Origin of the sequence: Phytobacter diazotrophicus (assembly GCF_052061655.1) — a bacterium.
Lineage (GTDB): Bacteria > Pseudomonadota > Gammaproteobacteria > Enterobacterales > Enterobacteriaceae > Phytobacter > Phytobacter diazotrophicus.
Genome location: NZ_CM125428.1, coordinates 5,523,963 through 5,540,784, shown reverse-complemented (window position 1 = coordinate 5,540,784; position 16,822 = coordinate 5,523,963). Strand labels below are relative to the sequence as shown.

Here is a 16,822-nt window from a genome sequence, read left to right as displayed (position 1 = left end):
GCAGAAGGTGAGCGAGCGTGCGGGGCAGGTTTTCACCCTCTCCCCCAAAAGGGAGAGGGTAGGGGGAGATTACTCGTCGCGCTCTTCCCATGCCAGCGCGCGTTTCACCGCTTTTTTCCAGCCCTCGTAACGGTAGTTACGTTCGGTGGTTTCGATGCCTGGACGGAATTCGCGCTCAATGACCGCTTTTTCCTGCAGTTCGTCCAGGTTTTGCCAGAAGCCAACTGCCAGACCCGCCAGGTAAGCTGCGCCCAGCGCCGTAACTTCACGCACTTCCGGACGCTCCACGCGGGTGCCCAGAATGTCCGACTGGAACTGCATCAGGAAGTTGTTGGCTACCGCACCGCCATCCACACGCAGGGCGTGCAGACGAATGCCGGAGTCAGCCTGCATGGCTTCCAGTACATCACGCGTCTGGTAGGCAATAGATTCCAGCGTTGCGCGAATGATGTGGTTTGAGTTTACGCCACGGGTCAGGCCGAAAATCGCGCCACGTGCATACGGGTCCCAGTACGGTGCGCCCAGGCCGGTAAAGGCAGGCACTACGTAGACGCCGTTGGTGTCTTTCACTTTGGTCGCGAAATATTCCGAGTCAAACGCATCGCTGATCAGTTTCATCTCGTCGCGCAGCCACTGAATTGACGCACCTGCCATGAATACCGCACCTTCCAGCGCGTAATTCACTTCGCCACTCGGTCCGCATGCGATGGTCGTCAGCAGACCATTTTCTGATTTCACCGCTTTTTCGCCAGTGTTCATCAGCATAAAGCAGCCAGTACCGTAGGTGTTCTTCGCCATCCCTTCTTTGACGCACAACTGACCGAACAGCGCTGCCTGTTGGTCACCGGCGATCCCGGCGATAGGAATACGTGTACCGCCTTTACCACCGATGTTGGTCTGGCCATAGACTTCGGACGATTTACGCACTTCCGGCAGCATGGCACGCGGGATATCCAGCGCATCCAGCATCTTGTCGTCCCACTCCAGGGTATTGATGTTGAACAGCATGGTACGGGAGGCGTTGGTGTAGTCAGTGACGTGTACGCGGCCCTGGGTCATTTTCCAGATAAGCCAGGTGTCGACGGTACCGAACAGCAGCTCGCCACGCTTCGCACGTTCGCGGGAGCCTTCAACATGATCGAGAATCCACTTCACTTTGGTGCCGGAGAAATACGGGTCAACCACCAGACCTGTTGCGTTACGCACGTACTCTTCCATGCCATCACGTTTGAGCTGCTCACAGATTTCTGATGTACGACGGCACTGCCAGACAATGGCGTTATAGATAGGTTTACCGGTTTCGCGCTCCCAGACGATGGTCGTTTCACGTTGGTTGGTGATACCAATCGCGGCGATTTCATCTGAGTTGATATCCGCTTTAGCCAGCACTTCTACCAGCGTGGAGCTTTGCGTTGCCCAGATTTCCATTGGGTCATGCTCAACCCAGCCTGGCTTAGGATAAATTTGTTCGAATTCGCGCTGCGAAACGCTGATGATGTTGGCGTCATGATCCATTACGACGGCGCGGGAGCTGGTGGTACCCTGGTCCAGCGCAACGATATATTTCTTTTCAGTCATGATTTATGTCCCGTAGTCACATTACAGCGGAGCTTTTTGTTGTGAAGTCGTGGTGGCGTCTTTGTCATCTTCCACAGCACAAACGTCACACGGTAAGTTACGGCCAATCAGTTTACGATAACCGAAGGCACCCAGTGATGCGCCGACAATAGGCCCAAACAGCGGTACGAGGAAGTAAGGAATATCTTTCCCACCGGTAAAGGCGACATTGCCCCAGCCTGCCAGCCAGGCGAACGCTTTCGGTCCGATATCACGAGCAGGGTTCATCGCAAACCCGGTCAGCGGACCCATAGAGGCACCAATAACAGCAATCAGCAGGCCAATCAGCAGCGGAGCCAGCGGGCCACGCGGGATCCCGTTGCCATCGTCGCCCAGCGCCATGATGACGCCCATCAGAACCGCGGTAATCACCATCTCAACAGCAAAGGCCTGGAAGAAATTGATGTGCGGGTTAGGGTAGGTTGAAAAGATGCCTGCCAGATCGAGGCTTTCGACGCTGCCACGCACCATATGGTGAGTTTGTTCGAAATCGAAGAAAAGATTGTAATAAAGCCCGTAAACAAGTGCGGCCGCGCAGAATGCGCCGGCAAATTGAGAAGCAATAAAGGGTACAACTTTGCGCCCGTCGAAGCAGGCAAACAGCCACAATGCAATGGTCACTGCCGGGTTAAGGTGTGCGCCGGAAACCCCTGCGGTCAGGTAGATGGCCATCGCCACGCCCAGACCCCAAATGATACTGATTTCCCACTGTCCGAAGCTGGCACCTGCTACTTTAAGTGCCGCAACGCAGCCCACACCGAAGAAAATCAACAACCCGGTGCCGAGAAACTCGGCGATGCACTGACCTTTTAAGGTTGAGGTTTGACTCATAATCGGATCCTGCAAAGAGTTTAATGGTTATAGTTTGCATGGAGGGAGAAGACTCCAAGATGCCGTGTAGACATACTGTTAATTTATCGTTAACGAGCAAAAACGAGAAATATCGAAATCAAAATGTGTGTACTGCGTCAATAAAATGAGCGTTTTCGCGCGATGAGGCGCGTTTGCGAAGGAGGGGGAAGTGTGAGCTGAATCATTTTTGTAACCCTCAATTTAACAATTTATTGAAGCGGACCGCAAATGCACCAGGTTTAGACTGAAAAGTGTTGCAAAGCGCGATCTGCGCGGGTTGTCGCTGGACAGGGGCTAAAGGGCTTCATACAATCGGGTACTAAGACCGTGCGCTAAATACATTAAGGCGTCGCCGTTCACGGAACGCGGATTTACCCGAGTGGTATATACCCATCAACGCCTTGCAATTCAGGAGAGGTATGACGATGTCATTAGAAGTATTCGAGAAGCTGGAAGCGAAAGTACAGCAGGCGATTGATACCATCACGCTGCTGCAGATGGAAATCGAAGAGCTGAAAGAGAAGAACAACAGTCTGTCCCAGGAAGTACAGTCTGCTCAACACGGCCGCGAGGAGCTGGAGCGCGAAAACCACCACCTGCGTGAACAGCAGAATGGCTGGCAGGAGCGGCTGCAGGCTCTGCTGGGCCGTATGGAAGAAGTCTGATTACGCGTCATCTTTCGTGCCGTAGCGGCGTTAGCTGCGCTCACTTTCCCCTGGCACGTCGTTGTCTGTGTTCCCGGGGATTCGCTCAGTTGTCAGCTTGCTACAACATGAAATTTTTCGCGTAGCTGCTCTGGCTTTCTTTTCCAGAACGGTACAGCGCATAAAAAAGGCACCTTGCGGTGCCTTTTTTGATCACTCGATATCCAGTGGATCTTCGGAAAGGATGATGCCGGTATTATCGGCATAGAGATGGTCGCCGGAAAAGAAGGTCACGCCGCCGAAATTGACGCGAATGTCGCTTTCGCCGATGCCTTCTCCAGCGGCACCCACCGGAATCGCGGCAATGGCCTGAATGCCAATGTCCAGTTCTTCCAGATCATCCACCTGGCGCACCGCGCCGTAGACCACAATCCCTTCCCACTCGTTTTGCAGAGCGATGCGCGCCAGGTCCGCATCAATTAACGCACGACGCACAGAACCACCGCCATCAACCAGCAGTACACGACCACGGCCATTTTCTTCGAGCAGATCGTACAGCAACCCGTTATCCTCGAAACATTTCACCGTGATGATTTGACCGCCGAACGACGACCGTCCACCAAAATTGGAGAACAGCGGTTCCACGACGTTGACATCTTCCTGGTAGATGTCACAGAGCTCAGACGTATCGTATTTCATAGGCTTAACGTTCAGTTGCTGCGAGAGTTGTCAGTATATCGCGCATCACGCATTGTTGGCAAAATCATCAATTGTTAATTGACTTTTGTCAGTTAAAAATGCGTCTGACTCAGCATAATCCCAATCACAAACAACAGGTTAGTCAGTAAAGCCCCTTTTACAGTACGTTCGAGCATCGGCGGCATGGCTTTCGGATCCCGCTCGCGCATCACAAAACGCGCCTGTTTTAGCAGCAACGGCGCGGCAAGAACGAACAGCCAACCCCATACGCTATGCAGTGACAGCAGGTTAAACAGCGCCAGACAGAGAAGTGCGCTGGCCAGCAGACCCGCATGGTAGCGGCGCGCGTTCACCGGCCCTAAGCGCACCACGAGCGTGATTTTGCCATTGGCGCGATCGCTGTCGATATCACGCAGGTTGTTGATATTCAGCACCGCAGTCGCCAGCAGGCCACACGCCGTAGCGGGTAAGATAATTGCAGGGATCAGCATATGCGTTTGCAGATACCAGCTTCCCATTACGCTCAGCCAGCCAAAGAAAATCAGTACCGAAACATCGCCAAGGCCGATATAGCCGTAAGGTCGTTTGCCGATGGTGTAGGTGATAGCGGCGATGATAGACAGCGCGCCAAGCACCACAAAGCCGATGAAATCCGTCAGGGTTTGCGAGGCGGCCAACAACAACAGCAGGCCGGAAATGCAGCTCAGGACAATGACAATGATGAGCGCACGCTTCATTTGCTCAAGCGAAATCGCCCCTTTTTGCATGCCGCGCAACGGCCCAATACGGTCGGGCTTGTCACTGCCTTTGACCGCGTCGCCATAATCATTGGCGAGATTGGAGAGGATTTGCAGCAATCCGGCGGTGCTTAATGCCAGTATGGCAACCAGCGGATCGAAGAAACCCTGCCACCAGGCCAGCGTCGTCCCTACCACGATAGCGGCAAACGCCAGCGGCAGTGTTTTTGGGCGCAGGCTTTCCAGCCAGGCCTGGGTGCGGCTCAAAGGTTGTGCATCAGTCATAGTCACCAGCCAGTCATAAAAAATGGGGGCATAAGCCCCCATCGGAAATGATGAAAACGTTGTGGCGGCGATTATAAGATAAAACGGCTCAGATCTTCATCTGCCACTAAAGCATCAAGGTGCTTACTCACATAGTCGGCGTCGATGATGATAGTTTCGCCATTCAGGTCGCTGGCGTCATAGGAAATATCTTCCATGAGACGTTCCAGAACGGTGTGCAGACGACGCGCACCGATGTTTTCGGTGGTCTCGTTCACCTGCCAGGCCGCTTGCGCGATGCGTTTAATCCCGTCGTCAGTGAAATCGATATTGACGCCTTCTGTTGCCATCAATGCTTTGTACTGCACGGTAACCGATGCATTTGGCTCGGTCAGAATGCGTTCAAAGTCTTGCGTGGTCAGCGCTTTCAGTTCAACGCGAATAGGCAGACGGCCCTGCAGTTCCGGGATCAGGTCGGACGGGCTGGCCACCTGGAATGCGCCGGAGGCGATAAACAGGATGTGGTCAGTTTTCACCATGCCGTGCTTGGTGGAAACGGTACAGCCTTCAACCAGCGGCAGCAGGTCGCGCTGAACACCTTCGCGGGAAACATCCGGGCCGGATGTGTTACCGCCGCGCTTACAGATTTTGTCGATTTCGTCGATGAAGACGATACCGTGCTGCTCAACCGCGTCGATTGCATCTTGTTTCAGTTCTTCCGGATTCACCAGCTTCGCGGCTTCTTCTTCAATCAGCAGTTTCATTGCATCTTTGATTTTCAGCTTACGCGACTTCTGTTTTTGCCCGCCCAGATTCTGAAACATGGACTGGAGCTGGCTGGTCATCTCTTCCATTCCTGGAGGCGCCATGATCTCTACGCCCATCGGTGACGCGGCCAGATTAATTTCAATTTCTTTATCGTCGAGCTGGCCTTCACGCAGTTTTTTGCGGAAAGACTGACGTGCAGCAGACGGCTCAGCAACGGTTTCCGGCTGGCCCCAGTTGTTTTTTGCCGGGGGGATCAGTACGTCCAGAATACGCTCTTCCGCCATCTCTTCGGCGCGATAGCGGTTTTTCTCGATGGATTGCATGCGGACCATTTTCACGGCGGCATCGGTAAGATCGCGGATAATGGAATCCACTTCTTTACCGACATAACCCACTTCGGTGAATTTGGTTGCTTCAACTTTGATAAATGGCGCGTTTGCCAGTTTCGCCAGACGGCGGGCAATTTCGGTTTTACCGACACCGGTCGGCCCGATCATCAGAATGTTTTTCGGGGTCACTTCATGGCGCAGCTCTTCATCAAGCTGCATACGACGCCAGCGGTTACGCAGGGCAATCGCCACGGAACGCTTCGCCGCATCCTGACCGATAATGTGTTTGTCCAGTTCGCTGACAATTTCGCGTGGGGTCATTTCAGACATGAGGAATCCTTACGCCTTGGTGGTCAATTCTTCGATGGTGTGGAAGTGGTTAGTGTAGATGCAGATATCACCGGCGATATTCAGCGCTTTCTCAGCGATATCGCGCGCGCTGAGGTCGGTGTTTTCCAGCAGCGCACGGGCAGCAGCCTGGGCATATGGGCCGCCAGAGCCAATGGCAATCAGGTCATTTTCTGGCTGCACAACGTCACCGTTACCGGTGATGATCAGTGAGGCCGTTTCATCGGCCACAGCCAGTAACGCTTCCAGCTTGCGCAGCATGCGATCGGTACGCCAGTCTTTGGCCAGTTCCACCGCCGCTTTCACCAGATGGCCCTGGTGCATCTCCAGCTTACGTTCAAAGAGTTCAAACAAGGTGAAGGCATCAGCCGTGCCCCCGGCAAAGCCTGCGATGACTTTGTCGTTATACAGACGGCGAACTTTCTTCACGTTGCCTTTCATAACGGTGTTGCCCAGTGTCGCCTGGCCATCACCAGCGATAACGACATGGCCGTTACGGCGTACGCTTACTATTGTTGTCACGAGCAGACCCCCTGGTTACGAATGCAGAATACAAGCCCCGTAGTGATACGGGGCACAATGCAAGTATAGATGGGGGAGATTTTGGGGGTTTCAACCCCCGGCGGCGAGACGGATGCAGTTTGTGTGACCGGCCAGTTTCAGACGGCTAATGGTGCCATCTGCGTTATCTTTGCCTTTAACCGGGCCGATAACCACGCGATTCCAGCCGTTATTGCTGGTGATGCGAGAGTCAAACCCTTCAAAGGCGAGCTGGGCACGAACGGTCTCTGCCTGGTCAGCACCTTTGAACGAACCACACTGTACCATCCAGCGGCGTTCGTCTTTTTTCTCGGCCGTTTGCTTCGGCGCTTCTTCATGCGTCACCGGAGCGGCCTGCTGCGTTTTCGGCGCGGCCGCCGTGGTATGGGCTGGCGTTTGCAGCAGATCCTGGTACGGCTGCTGGCTGGCGGCAGATGGCCTTTGCTGAGGCGTTTGCTTCGGTGCCTGCACCGGCGCGGTTTGCGCCGTGCGTGGTTGCTCCGTCACCCGTGGCGGCGTCCGTGTCGGTTGCTCAACCTGCACGTTGCTCCACTGCTGTTGTTGCATCTGCTGCTGTACCTGTTGCTGCGCCTGACGCTGGCGTTGCAGCGTTTGCTGGCGCTGTTCCTGCGTCTGCTCGTTCCACGGCACTTCGTTTAACTGCGTAGGCTGCTGGCGCATATCCGCCTGCATTTGCGCCAGCAACTGACGTTGCTCATTGGTCAGTTGCTCCGGTTTTTCCACTTCACCACCCGCAGATGGCTCGGTAGGCGCACGTACGCCTGGCTGGCGACTTTCCAGCTCTTTAATGTAACGCCAGCGCTCTTCCGGTTTTGGCGGCAGACCATTGCCTGCAACCTTCTGGCTTTGCAGCGTTTCAGATTCTTCTTTCTTGTGGTGGGTAATGAAGTACAGGCCACCGATAAAAGCTACCAGTACTGCGGCGGCAATCGCGACCATTGCGGGCGAGACAGCGGATACGCTACGTTGCTTCTTCCTTGAGCTACTCTTTTTTTGCCGCGAAGGAGCCGACTGGCTGCGGCGTACATAATCTCGTTGTGCCACTATCGTTTCGCTGTATTTATTTCGTTTGTCAGCCCGTCATGTTACTTAAGCGACGGGCTTTTGACCAGAAGAGGGATTCCGATAACGCATTTACGTTAAGTCAACGCCTTAGTTGACCCACGAATGACCAATTCGCAATCCAGTAATCGGGAACCGCTGCTTACCGTATGCCCTTGTAACTGTTCAAGTAATAACAGCATTGCTTCGCGACCAATATCGAAACGCGGCTGGGCGACGGTGGTGAGAGGAGGATCGCAAAATTCCGCCAGCGAGATGTTATCGAAACCAATAATAGACAAATCATTCGGCACTTTCAGACCACGGCGCTTCGCATAAGACAATGCGCCAAGCGCCATGACGTCGCTATGACAGAATACCGCAGTGGGCGGTTTCGGCAGCGAGAGTAACCGTTCCAGCGCCTCGCTACCGGCGGCAAAGGTAAAGTCGCCACGGGCAATATAGTGCGGGTCAACGGTAATGCCGGAGCGACGCAGCGCCTGTACATAGCCCTGCAGGCGATAGTGGCACAGCGGCATCTCTTCCGGGCCGGCGATGCAACCAATGTATTGATGCCCCTGTTCGCGCAGGTAATTCACGGCATTAAAGGCGGCGGTCAGGTTGTCGATATGTACTGTGGGCAGTTCCAGTTCCGGGGCAAATTCATTCGCCATCACCATTGGCGGCAGGTTACGCTGTTCTTCGATGCTGGCATCAAAAGGCAAGCGTGAACCGAGCAGCAACATGCCATCTATCTGCTTAGTGATGATTAAATCGATAAAGGTTTTTTCTTGCTGATTCTGATGAGCACAATCGCCGATCAATACCAGATAGCCCTTTTCTGCGGCAGTGACTTCAATACCACGGATAATTTCACTAAAAAACGGATCGCAAATATCCGGCACGATCACCAGGATCGTCCGGGATTCATTACGTTTAACGTTACGTCCCATCGACTGCGGCAAATAACCCACTTCCATTGCCGCCTGCTCAACCCGATTGCGGGTAGCCTGCGACACTTTATCCGGGTTCATTAACGCACGGGACACCGTTGCCGTGGATACCTTCGCTTTAACGGCAACATCTTTCATGGTCGCGGCTGCAACCTGATTCCTGGTCTTCACCTTCTTCTCCTCGCATGCGCGGCGCAGGCGCAGACACATTTTTATCAGATAGTTAATCTAATCGGTTACAGAATTTTCATTAAAAATGTGATGAAAGTTGAATTTTTCGAGGTGCCTCGCAACCTTAGCCCTCAATGGGGTCCACATCCAGCACCCACTTCACTTTGCGGGCTTCTGGTAAGGTGTTGATAAGCGTAAGCGTGCCGCTGACAATTTGTTGCAGGCGCACGCGGGAAGGATGTTGTAGCAGGAGCTGCCAGCGCCAGCGCCCGGCGCGTTTGGGAGCCAGTGCCGGAACCGGGCCAAGCACCCAGAGATGCTGGTCTGCCAGCGGGCTGGATTGCAGCAGATTTTTTAGCTGTTGCAGGAACAGCGGCGCCTGTTGGTTGTTATGATCTTCCGCACGGATGAGCACATGACTGGTCCAGGGGGGAAGCTGGAGCGTCTGACGTTCCGCCAGTGCCTGCTCCGCGAAGGTGTCGTAGCCTTTATGCAGAAGCGTCTGCAATAAAGGGTGTTCCGGATGGTGGGTTTGCAGTACCACTTCACCCTGTTTCCCCGCGCGCCCGGCACGCCCGGAGACCTGGGTATAAAGCTGCGCAAAGCGTTCAGCGGCGCGGAAGTCAGCGGAGAAGAGCGCACCGTCGACATCCAACAGGGCAACCAGCGTGACATCCGGGAAATGGTGCCCTTTCGCTAGCATCTGCGTGCCGATAAGAATACGCGCACCGCCGCGATGTACTTCCGCCAGGTGTTGCTCGAGCGCGCCTTTACGGCTGGTGGTGTCCCGGTCGATACGCGACAGCGGTACCCCCGGAAAAAGTGGGGCAAGCGCCTGCTCCAGTTGTTCTGTACCCAGTCCAACCGGCATCAGATGGGTTGAGCCGCAGGAAGGGCATTGCCGTGGCACCTGGCGCTGGCTGTCGCAATGGTGGCAGCGTAGATGCTGCTGGGCCTGGTGTAACGTGTAGTAATGATCGCAGCGCGGACACTCGGCAATCCAGCCACAATCATGGCACAGCAGTGCCGGCGCGAAGCCTCGACGGTTCAGGAACAAGATGACCTGATTGCCTGCCTGCAAGTGCTGGCGCATGCGATTCACAAGAGCAGGGGAGAGTCCTGCCTGTAGCGCCTGGCCTTTCAGGTCCAGAACATGCTGCATGGCGGGGCGGGCGTTGCCGGCGCGGCGCGTCAGGCGCAGCATCTTATATTTCCGCGCCCGTACATTGTGGAGCGTCTCCAGGGCGGGCGTCGCCGAGCCGAGTATTATTGGAATCTGCTCGCTGTGGGCACGATAGACGGCCAGGTCGCGCGCATGGTAGCGCCAGCCTTCTTGTTGTTTATAAGAGCTGTCGTGTTCTTCATCGATCACGATAACGCCCAAATTTTTAAACGGGGTAAACAGTGACGAACGTGTGCCAATGACAATCGCCGCTTCGCCGTTTTTGGCTTTTAACCAGGCCGACAGGCGTTCACTGTCATTGAGTCCGGAATGCAGTACCTCGACCGGGGCAGAAAAGCGTTCGCGAAAACGGGCGATGGTCTGCGGCGTCAGGCCAATTTCCGGCACCATCACCAGCGCCTGTTTCCCCTGTGCCAGCACATTTTCCAGCACGCTGAGATAGACTTCTGTTTTGCCAGAACCGGTTACACCCGCCAGCAGCCAGGCCGAGAACTGGTCCGCCGCGCTGTGAATGGCCCCCACCGCGGTTGCCTGTTCAGTGTTAAGACGCAGACGCTCGCCGCAGACGGAAAAGCCATGCCGCCAATCATGATGCGCGGGCTCCTCACTGTTGAGCTCTGCCAGCCCCTTGGTTCGCAGTGATTGTAGCGCGGCGTCATTGAACTCAAGCTCAGCAACCTGATGACGCCAGATGCGCCCCTGGCGCAGGGCTGCCAGCGCCTGCTGCTGCTTTGGCGAACGTTTAAGGCTATTAAGATCGACCGCCTGTCCTTGCTCGGTGGCAAACCAGAACCACTGTACTGCGGCACTGGCGGGTTTACCCTGGCGTAGCGGTACAGGAATAGCGTTGAAAAGCACATCGCCAATGGCGTGGTGATAATAATCCGCCGCCCAGAGCAGAAGCCGCCAAACCGGGACGGAAAAGACAGGAACACTGTCCAGCACTTCAAGCACGCTTTTCAGCTCATTGAGGGGCAATTCGCTGGTCTCACCGACGGAGACCACAATCCCCACCCGTTGCTGGGTGCCAAAGGGCACGCGTACCCGGCAGCCCGCGCTGGCGACCATGCTATCGGGAAGCAGGTAGTCAAAGGTGCGGGGCAACGGTACGGGTAGCGCTACATGGGCGACGGGCATCTCAGGATCCTGGCTTGAAAACTGGCGGGATAGTATACACATTGTTATAGGTGGGGCGCGGATCAGTTTGCATACGTTGGTTAATTTCTGTATGATTCGCCGCCTTTGGTGCGTATTCACGAGCCAGAGATCCACTAATACATTAACTCGCGTGGTGTCTGGCGTTAGGGCTGGAAGAGCGACGCGGCCTTAAACTGAGGTTTCCCATGAAAAAAGGTATTCACCCGAATTATGTAGCTATTACTGCAACCTGTTCTTGCGGTAATGTGATCAAAACCCACTCTACCGTGGGTCACGACCTGAACCTGGACGTGTGCGGCAACTGCCACCCGTTCTTTACTGGTAAACAACGTGTTGTTGATACCGGTGGTCGTGTTGAGCGTTTCAACAAACGCTTCAGCATCCCGGGCAGCAAATAAGTTGCCAGATGAAAAAAGCGCCGCAAGGCGCTTTTTTTGTCCCTGAATTCCGCCCCTTTCTGTGTAACTCCCTCTTGCTTTTCACGCCCTACTGCAATTTTTCGCAACGCCAGTTCTTGTGATTTGGCACGGTGTTTCTTTTTTAAAAATCCAATGTTTCAGTTGGTGACATCAAGCCGACATATCTTTGCTTTTTTGCCACTTAAACGGAATGCTGGCAAAAACTCAAAGGTTTGTATATTTACACTAAAATACAATTCCTCACGTTATTAGGACATTTTTAATTTGTAGCTGTCTTTCACTCGTTACGCTGGCCTGCGAATCCATAGCTACACGCTTTTCTTTTATTGAAATTTACGTCAAAGAGGAATTTCCATGAAGTTGAAATATGCGTTGTTATTACTGCCGGTACTGGCAGGAACAGCCCATGCGGGTTACGTAGACTATCGTCATGAATATTATGATGACGGGCGTAACTATGACCGCGTATATATGTCACAGCGTTTTGCCAGCGGCTTTGGGGTGGCCTTAGAAGGTATTTCCCGTTCTGATGATGCGGATGCGAAAAAGCCGCTAAATAATATGGAAACGAACGGGATTGAGTATACAGCCAACTACCAGTTTACCTGGAGCAACCTGGTCTGGTTGCCTGGTATTGCCATCGAAACGGACGAGAACCAAACCATTTATAAGCCGTTCGTGCGTGTTCAGTACAATATCAACGACAACTGGTGGACCGCCTTCCGTTACCGTTTCGAGTACACTCGTCGTAACGCAGAAGGTCGTGATGACCGTCGCGTTAATCGCCCGGAAGCGTGGATTGGTTATAATACCGGGAACTGGATGTTTGAGTTAAACGGCATTTATAAATTTGCTGAGTCTGAAAATCTTTATAACAATACTAAGCGTGATTACGAATATAACGGTCGTATTGCCTATAAATTTGGTTCCTGGGTGCCATTTGTTGAAGTAGGTAATGTGTCTTCTGGTTATAAAACGGCAACGACAGATGATCGCCAGACGCGTTATCGTGTCGGTATCGGTTATAACTTCTAATTACCTTTCTTTCTGTGTTCGAATAATGCGGCGGCAATAGATATTGCCGCCGTATCCGCTCGCAATTTTTAAGTCGGAATTTTATATTTCGCTAAGGATTGGGTTAAACAATGTCTACACGCAAAATTGGTTTAGTGAATTATCTGGCGTACGGCTCCGGAGATTTTCTGGGCGCGGGTACAACAGCACTGACCGCCGCATGGTTACTTTATTTTTATACAACGTTTTGTGGCTTAACGCCGATTGAGGCGACCTTCATTTTCGCCATGGCCAGGGTGCTGGATGCCGTTGTCAGCCCGCTGATGGGTTATCTGACCGATAACTTTGGCAATACCTGGTTTGGTAAACGCTTTGGTCGTCGTAAGTTCTTTATTCTGCTCGGTATTCCCTGCGTATTTTCCTATACGCTGATGTGGGTTGGCCACATGAACTACTGGTACTATTTATTCACGTACCTGCTGTTTGATGTGGTGTACACCATGATTCTGGTGCCTTACGAAACGCTGGTACCGGAGATGACCGATGACTTCAAACAGAAAACCAAATTTTCCGGGGCGCGTATCGCGCTGGCGCAGCTTTCCGCCATTCTTGCCGCATTCCTGCCGGGCATTCTGTTAAGCCATTTCGGCAAAGATAATGCCGTCTCCTTCTTCTATGCCAGTATCGTGTTCGCGGTGATTTGCGCGATCGTCCTGACGCTGGTGTGGACCTTCACCTGGGAGCGCCCGCGTGATGAAGAAGCGGAAGCGGCGAAACCGAAACTGACGCTTGGGCAAAGCCTGAGTCGTCTGATCATTGAGCTGAGTTCCACCTTCCGTATCCGTATTTTTCGTCAGCATCTGGGCATGTATCTTGGCGGGTATATTGCCCAGGACGTCTTCAACGCGGTCTTCACCTACTATGTGGTGTTTGTGTTGATGCAGAGCCCGACACTGGCCTCCAGCCTGATGGGAACCATGGCGATTCTGCAATTTATCGCGGTCATGGGGATGATACCGCTCTGTATTCGTTTCGGCGCAGCGCCGTCTTACCGTATTGTCGTAGTGCTATTTGGTCTGGCTGCGGTTTCGTTTGCCCTGCTGTCGTTGGCTGGACAGAGCGATAACATGTCGCTGCTGTTGTTTATTTCTGGTGTTGCCGGGTTAGGGCGTGGCGGCATCAACTATATTCCGTGGAACATCTATACCTATATCGCCGATGTGGACGAGGTGGTGACAGGTCAGCGTCGCGAGGGCATCTTTGCCGGGATCATGACGTTAACGCGTAAAGCCTCTCAGGCTGGCGCTGTGATGCTGGTGGGTATTGTGATGCAGATGTCCGGTTTTGTTTCCGGGCAGAGTACGCAGGTGCCCGGAGTGGGCCATACCATCCTGATGATTCTGAGTATCGGTACCGTGCTGGTGCTGTCGATCGGTTTCCTGGTGTCGTTGCGCTTCCGCCTGAACTTGTCCACGCACAGCGTTCTACGCGAAGAGACGGCAAAAATGCGTAGTGCGGGCCGCCTGACGCCGGAATCCATCACCCCACAAGCGCGTAAGACTGTGGAAATGCTGGCGGGTATGCCTTATGACCAGCTATGGGGCAACAACGATATCGGCTATATCAATCGCCAGAAGGCGCGTGAAGCGCAATCTCACGCCTCAGTCATATAGGCGATCATTTGAGCAATATTTTTGTGATGTATGTCACAAAAATATTGCCGATGAGGGTAAACAGGCATATGCTTTTCACTGCGAAAGAGGTTATCAACAACGTGTGAAAGGAAAATGAATATGCTGAATGCACTCAAAAATGTCGTTGTGTCTTACTTCACTTCTCTGGCAGAGGTTCACCCGGAAGTGACCCGCTTCTGATTCAGCCAGCGCAACAGACAGACAAACAAAAAGGCAGAAGATTTCTTCTGCCTTTTTGTTTGTCTCTGCTCCATTACTGGGGATAGCAGTGCTCATTCAGGCATGTTCTGTGGTTCTCCACTGCGCGTATAACACTTCCCGCCGTTAACGTAAGCGACGTATCCAGCGTCATTCCTGCGCTTTCCAGCCTCTGGCTGTGTAGGTATTCAGTATGCCGTAGCAGTGTGGCTAAAATGCGAACGAGTGGCTTGCTGGATAGCTTTACTTTGCGACGAGCGAGACATCTGAAAGATGATATCGCCCGTCTGCGGTTCATAAGCCAGAACCGGGAAAACCATCACCGCGAGCAGCAAGAGGACAAACTTCTTTGTCATGATTTACATCCTTGTTCGAGACAAAAAAGGCGATTCAATCCATGAGCCGCCTTTTTAAATCAGTACTCCCACGTATCGGGGTCGATACCCAATTCGCGCATAATCACTTTTGCCTCCTCCGGGATTTCATCGCTGCGCTCTTTACGCAGGTCTTCATCGTTGGGCAAAGGTTGGCCGGTAAACGCATGCAGGAATGCCTCACACAGCAGTTCGCTGTTGGTGGCATGACGCAGGTTGTTAACCTGACGACGGGTGCGCTCATCGGTGAGGATTTTTAACACCTTCAGAGGAATGGAAACCGTAATTTTTTTTACCTGTTCACTCTTCTTACCGTGCTCAGCGTACGGGCTGATATATTCGCCGCTCCATTCAGCCATGAGATACCTTTAATCCTCTCAGTCATTAATAAAAGGTCAGAACCTGATCAACGCAGCGCCCGGACCATAATCTCGCGTAGTTTACCGTAGAGTCAGTACCGTGACACGGTGTATCGCTCTGCGTCACTTCACTAAAGCATATAATTTTAACGGCTATTGCGATTTTGCTCAATCTATACGCAAAGAAGTTTAGATGTCCAGATGTATTGACGTCTATTATTCTTATGTTTACTCTGGTGCCTGACTTTTCATCCATTAAGCCAGGAAGCCTTCACCATGACGCGTAAACAGGCCACCATCGCAGTGCGTAGCGGATTGAACGATGACGAGCAGTACGGTTGCGTTGTTCCGCCCATCCACCTCTCCAGCACCTATAATTTCACCGGATTTAATGAGCCTCGAGCCCATGACTATTCACGCCGCGGTAACCCGACGCGCGATGTCGTGCAGCGTGCCCTGGCAGAGCTGGAAGGCGGTGCGGGTGCCGTGATGACCAACACCGGTATGTCGGCGATTCATCTGGTGACTACGGTTTTCCTGAAACCGGGCGACCTGCTGGTTGCGCCGCATGACTGCTATGGTGGTAGCTACCGTCTCTTCGACAGTCTGGCAAAACGCGGCTGCTATAAGGTTTTGTTTGTCGATCAGAATGATGAGCAGGCATTAAAATCGGCGCTGGCGCAAAAACCAAAGCTGGTACTGGTGGAAAGTCCGAGCAACCCATTGTTGCGCGTCGTGGATATTGCGAAAATCTGTCAGCTCGCGCGTGAGGCAGGTGCGGTCAGCGTGGTGGATAACACTTTCCTGAGTCCGGCGTTGCAAAACCCGCTGGCGTTGGGCGCTGATTTGGTATTGCATTCATGTACTAAATACTTGAATGGCCACTCAGATGTTGTCGCGGGCGTGGTGATTGCCAAAGACCCGGAAACTGTCACAGAACTGGCATGGTGGGCGAATAATATCGGCGTCACCGGTAGTGCCTTCGACAGCTACCTGCTGTTGCGTGGCCTGCGAACACTGTCTCCACGTATGGAAGTGGCGCAGCGTAACGCCCAGGCGATCGTTGAGTTTCTGAAAAAGCAGCCGCTGGTGAAAAAACTTTATCACCCGTCGCTGCCGGAAAATCAGGGGCACGAGATTGCTGCGCGCCAGCAGAAAGGCTTTGGCGCAATGTTGAGTTTCGAACTGGATGGCGATGAGCAAACACTGCGTCGCTTCTTAAGCGGTTTGTCATTATTTACGCTGGCGGAATCTTTAGGTGGGGTTGAAAGCTTAATTTCCCACGCTGCCACCATGACACACGCGGGCATGGCGCCGGAAGCACGTGCTGCCGCCGGGATTTCAGAGACGTTACTGCGTATCTCAACCGGCATTGAAGATGGTGAAGATTTGATTGCTGACCTGGAAAATGGCTTCCGGGTCGCAGCTGAGGGATAAAC

Annotated in this window: 15 protein-coding genes and 1 pseudogene; 5 read left to right on the top strand and 11 right to left on the bottom strand. The window is 53.3% G+C overall.

Features of this window, described 5'->3' with window-relative positions; translation table 11 throughout:
- Positions 1–69: 69 nt before the first annotated feature.
- Together glpK and ACS0RQ_RS26760 are read right to left on the bottom strand one after the other, a co-directional pair.
- Complete coding sequence (gene glpK / locus ACS0RQ_RS26765) at positions 70–1,578, bottom strand: glycerol kinase GlpK (protein WP_039077303.1); 1,509 nt, start codon at positions 1,576–1,578, stop codon at positions 70–72.
- Positions 1,579–1,599: 21 nt separating this feature from the next.
- Positions 1,600–2,448 (bottom strand): MIP/aquaporin family protein, encoded by an 849-nt coding sequence (locus ACS0RQ_RS26760; RefSeq protein ID WP_039077302.1) that lies wholly within the window; start codon positions 2,446–2,448, stop codon positions 1,600–1,602.
- Positions 2,449–2,888: 440 nt separating this feature from the next.
- Here ACS0RQ_RS26760 and zapB point away from each other — a divergent pair, with 440 nt between their 5' ends.
- Positions 2,889–3,134, top strand: coding sequence for a septal ring assembly protein ZapB (gene zapB, locus ACS0RQ_RS26755; protein ID WP_271850463.1), 246 nt, complete (start codon positions 2,889–2,891; stop codon positions 3,132–3,134).
- 192 nt (positions 3,135–3,326) lie between these two features.
- Here the strand turns inward: zapB and rraA are convergent, their stop codons facing one another.
- From rraA to priA, 7 genes are all read right to left on the bottom strand, one after another.
- Positions 3,327–3,812, bottom strand: coding sequence for a ribonuclease E activity regulator RraA (gene rraA, locus ACS0RQ_RS26750; RefSeq protein ID WP_039077301.1), 486 nt, complete (start codon positions 3,810–3,812; stop codon positions 3,327–3,329).
- A 92-nt stretch (positions 3,813–3,904) separates the two neighbouring features.
- Complete coding sequence (gene menA, locus ACS0RQ_RS26745) at positions 3,905–4,834, bottom strand: 1,4-dihydroxy-2-naphthoate polyprenyltransferase (RefSeq protein ID WP_271850462.1); 930 nt, start codon at positions 4,832–4,834, stop codon at positions 3,905–3,907.
- 71 nt (positions 4,835–4,905) lie between these two features.
- Positions 4,906–6,240 carry an ATP-dependent protease ATPase subunit HslU gene (gene hslU / locus ACS0RQ_RS26740; RefSeq protein WP_271850461.1) on the bottom strand — a complete coding sequence of 445 codons (1,335 nt, stop codon included), beginning with the start codon at positions 6,238–6,240 and terminating at the stop codon, positions 4,906–4,908.
- 9 nt (positions 6,241–6,249) lie between these two features.
- Positions 6,250–6,780: an ATP-dependent protease subunit HslV gene (gene hslV, locus ACS0RQ_RS26735; RefSeq protein WP_039077299.1), complete on the bottom strand. Its 531-nt coding sequence runs from the start codon at positions 6,778–6,780 to the stop codon at positions 6,250–6,252.
- Between the two features lie 90 nt (positions 6,781–6,870).
- A complete protein-coding gene (gene ftsN / locus ACS0RQ_RS26730; RefSeq protein ID WP_193794800.1) occupies positions 6,871–7,863 on the bottom strand; it encodes a cell division protein FtsN in 993 nt (330 codons plus the stop codon).
- A 95-nt stretch (positions 7,864–7,958) separates the two neighbouring features.
- Positions 7,959–8,984 carry a DNA-binding transcriptional regulator CytR gene (cytR, locus tag ACS0RQ_RS26725; RefSeq protein ID WP_271850460.1) on the bottom strand — a complete coding sequence of 342 codons (1,026 nt, stop codon included), beginning with the start codon at positions 8,982–8,984 and terminating at the stop codon, positions 7,959–7,961.
- 124 nt (positions 8,985–9,108) lie between these two features.
- Entirely contained in the window at positions 9,109–11,304 is a 2,196-nt protein-coding gene (gene priA, locus ACS0RQ_RS26720) for a primosomal protein N' (protein ID WP_271850459.1), read from the bottom strand.
- A 206-nt stretch (positions 11,305–11,510) separates the two neighbouring features.
- Between priA and rpmE the strand changes: the two genes are divergently transcribed.
- The 3 genes from rpmE to ACS0RQ_RS26705 all read left to right on the top strand — a co-directional run bounded on the left by rpmE (position 11,511) and on the right by ACS0RQ_RS26705 (position 14,431).
- Positions 11,511–11,723 (top strand): 50S ribosomal protein L31, encoded by a 213-nt coding sequence (gene rpmE, locus ACS0RQ_RS26715; protein WP_039055221.1) that lies wholly within the window; start codon positions 11,511–11,513, stop codon positions 11,721–11,723.
- Positions 11,724–12,098: 375 nt separating this feature from the next.
- Positions 12,099–12,779, top strand: a complete 681-nt coding sequence (locus ACS0RQ_RS26710) for an oligogalacturonate-specific porin KdgM family protein (RefSeq protein WP_271850458.1) — start codon at positions 12,099–12,101, stop codon at positions 12,777–12,779.
- Between the two features lie 110 nt (positions 12,780–12,889).
- On the top strand, positions 12,890–14,431 hold the full coding sequence (locus ACS0RQ_RS26705; RefSeq protein WP_271850457.1) for an MFS transporter: 1,542 nt from the start codon (positions 12,890–12,892) through the stop codon (positions 14,429–14,431).
- Positions 14,432–14,853: 422 nt separating this feature from the next.
- On the opposite strand, the pseudogene ACS0RQ_RS26700 reads toward ACS0RQ_RS26705, so the two are convergent.
- Positions 14,854–14,970, bottom strand: a pseudogene (locus ACS0RQ_RS26700) (YiiX family permuted papain-like enzyme); the annotation flags it as partial.
- A 95-nt stretch (positions 14,971–15,065) separates the two neighbouring features.
- Positions 15,066–15,383, bottom strand: coding sequence for a met regulon transcriptional regulator MetJ (metJ, locus tag ACS0RQ_RS26695; RefSeq protein WP_007369220.1), 318 nt, complete (start codon positions 15,381–15,383; stop codon positions 15,066–15,068).
- Between the two features lie 276 nt (positions 15,384–15,659).
- Between metJ and metB the strand changes: the two genes are divergently transcribed.
- Positions 15,660–16,820 (top strand): cystathionine gamma-synthase, encoded by a 1,161-nt coding sequence (gene metB / locus ACS0RQ_RS26690; RefSeq protein WP_039077293.1) that lies wholly within the window; start codon positions 15,660–15,662, stop codon positions 16,818–16,820.
- Positions 16,821–16,822 lie beyond the last annotated feature (2 nt).

Coding starts and splice junctions, on each gene's coding strand:
- ACS0RQ_RS26705 (WP_271850457.1), top strand. CDS start 12,890: ATGTCTACACGCAAAATTGGTTTAGTGAATTATCTGGCGTACGGCTCC.
- priA (WP_271850459.1), bottom strand. CDS start 11,304: ATGCCCGTCGCCCATGTAGCGCTACCCGTACCGTTGCCCCGCACCTTT.
- rpmE (WP_039055221.1), top strand. CDS start 11,511: ATGAAAAAAGGTATTCACCCGAATTATGTAGCTATTACTGCAACCTGT.
- menA (WP_271850462.1), bottom strand. CDS start 4,834: ATGACTGATGCACAACCTTTGAGCCGCACCCAGGCCTGGCTGGAAAGC.
- zapB (WP_271850463.1), top strand. CDS start 2,889: ATGACGATGTCATTAGAAGTATTCGAGAAGCTGGAAGCGAAAGTACAG.
- hslU (WP_271850461.1), bottom strand. CDS start 6,240: ATGTCTGAAATGACCCCACGCGAAATTGTCAGCGAACTGGACAAACAC.
- ACS0RQ_RS26710 (WP_271850458.1), top strand. CDS start 12,099: ATGAAGTTGAAATATGCGTTGTTATTACTGCCGGTACTGGCAGGAACA.
- glpK (WP_039077303.1), bottom strand. CDS start 1,578: ATGACTGAAAAGAAATATATCGTTGCGCTGGACCAGGGTACCACCAGC.
- ACS0RQ_RS26760 (WP_039077302.1), bottom strand. CDS start 2,448: ATGAGTCAAACCTCAACCTTAAAAGGTCAGTGCATCGCCGAGTTTCTC.
- metB (WP_039077293.1), top strand. CDS start 15,660: ATGACGCGTAAACAGGCCACCATCGCAGTGCGTAGCGGATTGAACGAT.
- metJ (WP_007369220.1), bottom strand. CDS start 15,383: ATGGCTGAATGGAGCGGCGAATATATCAGCCCGTACGCTGAGCACGGT.
- rraA (WP_039077301.1), bottom strand. CDS start 3,812: ATGAAATACGATACGTCTGAGCTCTGTGACATCTACCAGGAAGATGTC.